The sequence below is a fragment of the Microcella sp. genome, assembly GCF_033763155.1.
Taxonomy (GTDB): Bacteria; Actinomycetota; Actinomycetes; order Actinomycetales; family Microbacteriaceae; genus Microcella.
In genome coordinates, this window is sequence record NZ_JANRKZ010000084.1 from 1 (window position 1) to 6,081 (window position 6,081).

Here is a 6,081-nt window from a genome sequence, read left to right on the forward strand (position 1 = left end):
CCCCGCTGTCACGGATCGGCCGTTCCCTTCGCGCCCCGCGGCGAACCGGGCGAGAGCACCGGTGCGCGCGAGCGCGCGAACGATCACCCAACTGCCCAGACCGGCAATGAGGCCACCCGAGATCAGCGCACTCACGGCATACACCGCCATGAACTCGGGGCGCGTTCCGGAGTAGTAGAACGTCAGATCCATCACGACCATGCCCGCGCCCGCGCCCAGACCAGCGAGCACGGCGGGCACGAGACCCCAGGCGCGGTAGAGCAAGATCGCAAACACGATCTCGGCGCCGAGCCCCTGCACGAGACCCCAGGCGAGGGCCGTCCAGCCCCACACTCCGCCGAGCAGCGCCGAGACCGACGCCGCGACCAGTTCGCCGTAGATCGCTGCCCCGGGCTTGCGCACGACGAGGCCCACGAGAACCGCCGGAAACAGCCACACGGCATACAGCAGGGCTTGCAGGCCCGGCAGAGCGACTTCAAGCGGCGCCGTGACGGGCGCATAGACGAGGTTCCACAGTGTCATGACGAGCCCACCGGCGACGCCGAGAACGCTCGCGATCACGATGTCGACGACACGCCACTGCAGAACGGGGCGGGTGGGGGTGGATGCTGCGGTGCTGACCATAAGAATCGTGCCTTTCGCTGTGCGCGGGCACGGCCTTCGTACCCGCGAATTCGGTCGGCACGGGTGCGAGAAGTCCTCCCTGCGCCGGCATGATCCGGATCAGGTTCGACGGTCGAAGCGTGAGTGCGCTTCCTCTCAGCCCGGTTCACCGGACTCCCGTGTACGCGAGAAGTGTATGCCCCGTCGCTTAGGATCGCGTCATGGAGTTTGTCTTCTCGCCCGAGTTGCTCGTGGCCTTCGCAACGTTGCTCGTGCTCGAGATCATTCTCGGAATCGACAACGTCATTTTCATCTCGATCTTGGCGAGCAAACTCCCGCCCGAGCAGCAAAACAGAGCACGCATCGTGGGGCTTTCGCTTGCGATGATCATGCGCATTCTGTTGCTCTTCGCCGCCAGTTGGATCATCAGCCTGACCAACGATCTGTTCGTGCTCGCGGGCATGGGGTTCTCGGGCCGCGACCTAATCTTGATCCTCGGCGGTCTCTTCCTCGTCTACAAGGCCGTCGTCGAGATTCACGAAAAGCTGGAGGGCGCTGAAGGGCACCAACAGGTCACCGGCAAATCGGTGACCTTCGCCGGCATCATCGTGCAGATTCTGCTCATCGACATCGTGTTCTCGCTTGATTCGGTGATTACCGCGGTCGGCATGGTCGATGAACTGTGGATCATGATCGCGGCGGTCGTCATCGCCATCACGCTCATGCTGTTCACGGCCAAGGCCATCAGCGATTTCGTGAACCGCCACCCCACGGTCAAGATGCTCGCTCTCGCGTTCCTCGTGCTTATCGGAACGACGCTCATCGCCGAGGGCTTCGATGTTCACGTCGACAAGGCGTTCATCTACGGCCCCATCGCTTTCGCGATCATCGTCGAGGTGCTCAACCTTGTCTATCGCGGGCGCCAAGCGAAGCGGCGCAACGAGACCATCGCTCCCGTGGAGCTTCGCCCGACGCTCGTGAAAGACGAGGCTCCTGCCGACGTCACGCCCGTGCACCTCGGTGGTGCGCGTCGGGCGACGGTCGACCCGCAGAACCACCCCGACGGCACCCCGTGAGCACGAGCCCCGGCACGCTCGATGCGCTCGTCGAGCGCATCATGCAGCGGGCCGAAGGGCTCGACGATGGCTACCACCGGGTCGGCCTGCTCATCTCGGCCTCCGAGGCGGTGACCGAAAGTCTCGATCTCACAACGCGTTTGCAACGCATCGTCGCGGTCGCCCGCGAGCTCGTCGGAGCGCGTTTCGGCGCTCTCGGCGTGCTCGGCCCCGACGGCGGACTCGAACGCTTCTTGCACTCTGGGCTCAGCGACGAGCAGGTGCACCAGTTGGGGGCTCCCCCCACGGGTCGCGGCATTCTCGGGGCCGTCATCACCGATCGCCGCAGCATCCGGCTCGAAAACTTGTCGAGTGACGCTCGGTCGGTCGGATTTCCGCCGAACCATCCCCCGATGAACTCATTTCTCGGGGTGCCCATCCACGTCAATGGCACGGTGTTCGGCAACCTGTACCTGACGGAACACGACAGCGGACCGTTTGACGACATCGACGAAGCCATCATCGTGGCGCTCGCAGCGATGGCGGGCACGGCGATTGCGAACTCGCGACTGTATGAACAGTCGCAAGAAGACCGCCGCTGGCTCGCCGCATCGGAGCGCCTGACGCAACGCCTGCTTGCGGGCGAGGTGGGCCCTGACGATCTCGACGCGATCGCGCAATCGGTGCGCGAACTCACCGAGGCGCCGTATGTGGCCGTGGTGGATGCTGTTGACGACGGTGCACAGGGCGCCGAACTCGCACTGCGCCAGCAGGCCAACGAAGCGCAGCTCGGACCTGTGCTTGTCGTGCCCGTGCAGGGCAGCGCCGACCGCGCGGCCGGCGGACTCGCGATTGCGCGCGGGCCCCACGGGCATCCGTTCACCGAAGCGGACCGCGAGACCGTTACTCGATTCGGGCGGTCTGTGGCCATCGCGCGCGAGCTCGCTCAGGCTCGAATCGACGAGCAGTGGCTCGCGCTGACCGATGAACGCGACCGCATTGCGCGCGACTTGCACGATCACGTCATCCAAAGCCTCTTTGCCGTCGGATTGTCGCTACAGAGCGTGGTGGGTGACCCATCGTCGCCCACGGGCGCTCGCATCGCCACGCAAGTCGACGCGATCGACTCGACTATTCGGCAGATTCGACAGGCCATCTACCGGCTCTCGACCACCCCCAGCGCGGGCACCTACAGCCTGCGCGCGCGCATCAACACGCTCGTTCGCGAAACGCTCGAAGGCGAGTCGGTCGACTCCCGGCTCGAGTTCAGCGGCCCTGTCGACACGTTGCTCAACCTCGGCTTAGGCGATGAAGTGACGGCCGTCATGCGCGAGGCGGTGTCGAACGCCGTTCGGCACGCGCAGGCAACGCTGATCGAAGCAAGTGTGGCGGTGCGGGGCGCGCAGGTCGACGTCATCGTGCGCGATGACGGAGTCGGCATGCCCGAGACTGATCGACGAAGCGGACTCGCCAATCTCGCTGCGCGCGCCCATGAGCGTGGCGGAACGTTCACGATTGAGCCCGTCGTGCCGCACGGAACTCTCGTGCGCTGGAGCGTACCCTGGGAGGCACGATGACTGAACCCATCCGCGTCTTTCTTCTCGATGATCACGAAATCGTGCGTCGAGGCATCGCTGACCTGCTCGAACACGAAGACGGCATCACCGTCGTCGGTGAGGCAGGAGTAGCGACCGGTGCGGCCGAGGCGATTCTCGCGGCGGACGTGACGGTTGCCGTTCTCGATGGGCGGCTTCCTGACGGCAGCGGAATTGATGTGTGCCGCGACGTGAAGTCAGAGCGACCGAGCATCGGGTGCCTCATTCTCACCTCGTATGACGATGACGAGGCGGTGCTTGCCGCGGTGCTCGCCGGCGCCAACGGGTATTTGCTCAAAGAGGTGCGCGCGACGGGGCTCATCGATGCCATTCGTCGCGTCGCACGAGGCGACGTCTTGCTCGACCCGGCCCTCGCCGATGGTGTTGTCGCCCGAGTGACCGCCGCTACGCCCGCGTCACCGCTCGATGGCCTCACTCCCCGCGAGTCAGAGATCTTGGCACTCATCGCCGAAGGCCTGTCGAACCGCGAGATCGGCGGCCGGCTCTTTCTGGCCGAGAAGACGGTCAAGAACTACGTGAGCGGAATCCTCTCGAAGCTCGGCATGCAACGTCGAACGCAGGCCGCCGTCTTGGCCACCGAGTGGTTGCCGAAGGGTCAGAAACGCGCGTAACGCGTGGGCTATGCGCTGACGGGCGCGGCGAGCAGGCTGACCGTCACGGTGCCGCCCTTCGTGGCTTGCGTACCGACCGACGCGAATCCCAGTCGCTCGTGGAACGCAAGGCTGGCGGGGTTGGGCGGGTCAAGATTGACCTCACACGTCACCTCGGCGCGACCTTCGGCCCGGGCAACGGAAAACACCAGTGCATAGAGCGCGGCTCCGAGCCCGTTACCGCGCTCTGATTCCGCAATGACGATTCGGTCGACGTAGCGAGAGCTCACACCGCGACTGCAGAAGAACTGGTAGTTCTCGCTCTCATACGCCGCGCCGTCACCCAGCGTGACAACGAAACCGACGAGCTGGCCGTCGCGCTTAATCGCCACGGCACAGTCAGAAAACTCGAGAAGCGACCGCATCGCGTCAACCGACGTGATCGGAACCGCCGGGTACGCGCTGTCATTGAGGTCAACCAGCGAGGGTGCATCGGCCGGAGAGAGACGTGTCAGCTCCACGCCAGACCCGGAGAACACCTCTCTTGCCAGCACGGAAAACTGCTCGTCAGAGAGAGGCACGGCTCGAGCCTACTGGGCGCCGTTGGCGGCCATCCACGGAACCGGATCGATCGCGATGCCGTCGATGCGCAACTCGAAGTGGAGGTGCGGCGCCGTCGTTACTCCCGTCGTACCGACGAGCCCGATCTGATCTCCGACCCGCACTCGGTCGCCGGCCACGAACGGAATGGATCCCGCCTGCAAGTGCGCGTAGACACTCGTGATGGGCTGCCCGTTGATGACGTGGGTGATTTCAAGGTGCACACCCAATGAGTTGCTCGGGTCACCGATGAGGGTCACGACCCCGTCAGCGATCGAGACGACAGGCGTGCCGTAGTCAGGGTTCCAGTCGACACCGAAGTGCTCGGTTGAACAGGCATCGCACGCAGCAGCGCGGTGTCCGAAAGGGCTACCGACCGGCGCGTCGGCGCCGACGGGATACACCAGTGGCGGCCGCACGTCGACGGTGAACACCTCGCGAACCTCAGCCCCGCTGGTTTGAGCGACAGCGTCAGCGGTTGCAAGCTCTGCACCCGCTGCGAACGTCTGCGACCCAGGAGGCGACTCATTGCTCTCGCTTGCGGTCGCGAGCGAGACCGACACGCCCGTGCTGAGCAGAAGAGTTGCCGCAACCGCGAGTGACGCGACGAGCAATGCTTGGTGACGAAACCGGTAGGGGTCAAGAGTGGCGACGCGCGACAGCGCAGGGTGAATGAAGTGGAGCATGAGAAGAAAAACACTTCCTGGTGGCGGCCGGCAGGCCGTGGACACGGTGAGTGCACGTCATTGCGCATTCGACCTCGCGGCGCTCACGGCGAGCACTCGGCACAAGGTCAGGAGGTCTCAGCACCCGGCCCGGCGGAATCATTCACACCGGCGGCACTCGCCCCTGTCGGCAACGGAGCCAACACTCAATCCTGACCCATCAACCTATGAAAAGGCTGATCAGGGTCACCGTCAGGCGACGGTCGTGCCAAAGGCCAGCCCGAGAAGGTAGGTCGCCGCGGCTGCCCCGTAACCGATGGCCAGCTGTCGCAGCGCCCGCTTGAGCGGCGATGCCCCTGAGAGCACGCCCACAATCGCCCCCGTCACGAGCAACGCGAGCCCCACAAGAACCGCCGCCGTGACCACAGCCGCGAGGCCCTGCAGGCCGAGCAAATAGGGCACCACCGGAATGATCGCGCCCGAGGCGAAGAAGGCAAAGCTCGACAGCGCGGCACCCCACGCTGAGCCAATCGCCTCGTGCTGTTCGGCCTCCGCTTCGGCGGCCCGAGCCGAGGCCGCCACGGGGTCGTAGTCGGCGAGGATGCTGCGGGCATGCTCGACCGCCTCCGCCTCGTCCATACCCCGGGCGCGGTAGACGAGCGCCAGCTCGTTGGCGTCCACGTCCAGATGCGGCAACGCGGTGTGGGCCTCGGGGTCCGGTGTGGAGGCATCGAGCAGTTCGCGCTGCGACCGCACCGAGACGTATTCACCGGCGCCCATCGAGAGCGCTCCGGCAAGAAGCCCCGCGAGGCCGGTGAGCAGCACCGCTGACGGTCCGAGGCCCGCCGCACCAATGCCCATGACGAGCGCGAGGTTGCTCACGAGACCGTCGTTGGCCCCGAACACCGCCGCACGAAAGGTGCCAGACAGTCGCTGCCGCCCGCGCGCCGCG

7 protein-coding genes and 1 riboswitch are annotated in these 6,081 nt (G+C 65.5%); of the genes, 3 read left to right on the forward strand and 4 right to left on the reverse strand.

What is annotated here, in order from left to right:
* Positions 1 to 624, reverse strand: a 624-nt coding sequence (locus tag SFU54_RS03830) for an ECF transporter S component (RefSeq protein WP_319014985.1), incomplete at its 3' end; no start/stop codon positions are given.
* A 59-nt stretch (positions 625 to 683) separates the two neighbouring features.
* Positions 684 to 794: riboswitch (TPP riboswitch) on the reverse strand.
* Between the two features lie 30 nt (positions 795 to 824).
* Between SFU54_RS03830 and SFU54_RS03835 the strand changes: the two genes are divergently transcribed.
* From SFU54_RS03835 to SFU54_RS03845, 3 genes are read left to right on the forward strand one after another with little or no spacing between them, the layout of a single operon-like run.
* The gene (locus SFU54_RS03835; protein WP_319014986.1) at positions 825 to 1,679 is read left to right on the forward strand and encodes a TerC family protein; all 855 of its coding nucleotides are present in this window, start codon (positions 825 to 827) and stop codon (positions 1,677 to 1,679) included.
* Positions 1,676 to 3,235: a GAF domain-containing protein gene (locus SFU54_RS03840; RefSeq protein WP_319014987.1), complete on the forward strand. Its 1,560-nt coding sequence runs from the start codon at positions 1,676 to 1,678 to the stop codon at positions 3,233 to 3,235. The genes SFU54_RS03835 and SFU54_RS03840 overlap by 4 nt, the downstream gene beginning before the upstream one ends.
* Complete coding sequence (locus SFU54_RS03845) at positions 3,232 to 3,885, forward strand: response regulator transcription factor (RefSeq protein WP_319014988.1); 654 nt, start codon at positions 3,232 to 3,234, stop codon at positions 3,883 to 3,885. Before SFU54_RS03840 ends, SFU54_RS03845 begins: the two co-directional genes overlap by 4 nt.
* A gap of 8 nt (positions 3,886 to 3,893) precedes the next feature.
* Here the strand turns inward: SFU54_RS03845 and SFU54_RS03850 are convergent, their stop codons facing one another.
* The 3 genes from SFU54_RS03850 to SFU54_RS03860 form a co-directional block, all read right to left on the reverse strand.
* On the reverse strand, positions 3,894 to 4,445 hold the full coding sequence (locus tag SFU54_RS03850) for a GNAT family N-acetyltransferase (protein WP_319014989.1): 552 nt from the start codon (positions 4,443 to 4,445) through the stop codon (positions 3,894 to 3,896).
* Between the two features lie 9 nt (positions 4,446 to 4,454).
* Positions 4,455 to 5,150, reverse strand: a complete 696-nt coding sequence (locus tag SFU54_RS03855; protein ID WP_319014990.1) for a M23 family metallopeptidase — start codon at positions 5,148 to 5,150, stop codon at positions 4,455 to 4,457.
* A gap of 231 nt (positions 5,151 to 5,381) precedes the next feature.
* The coding region (locus SFU54_RS03860) for a VIT1/CCC1 transporter family protein (protein WP_319014991.1) at positions 5,382 to 6,081 on the reverse strand (700 nt) is incomplete at its 5' end.

Coding starts and splice junctions, on each gene's coding strand:
- SFU54_RS03835 (WP_319014986.1), top strand. CDS start 825: ATGGAGTTTGTCTTCTCGCCCGAGTTGCTCGTGGCCTTCGCAACGTTG.
- SFU54_RS03845 (WP_319014988.1), top strand. CDS start 3,232: ATGACTGAACCCATCCGCGTCTTTCTTCTCGATGATCACGAAATCGTG.
- SFU54_RS03855 (WP_319014990.1), bottom strand. CDS start 5,150: ATGCTCCACTTCATTCACCCTGCGCTGTCGCGCGTCGCCACTCTTGAC.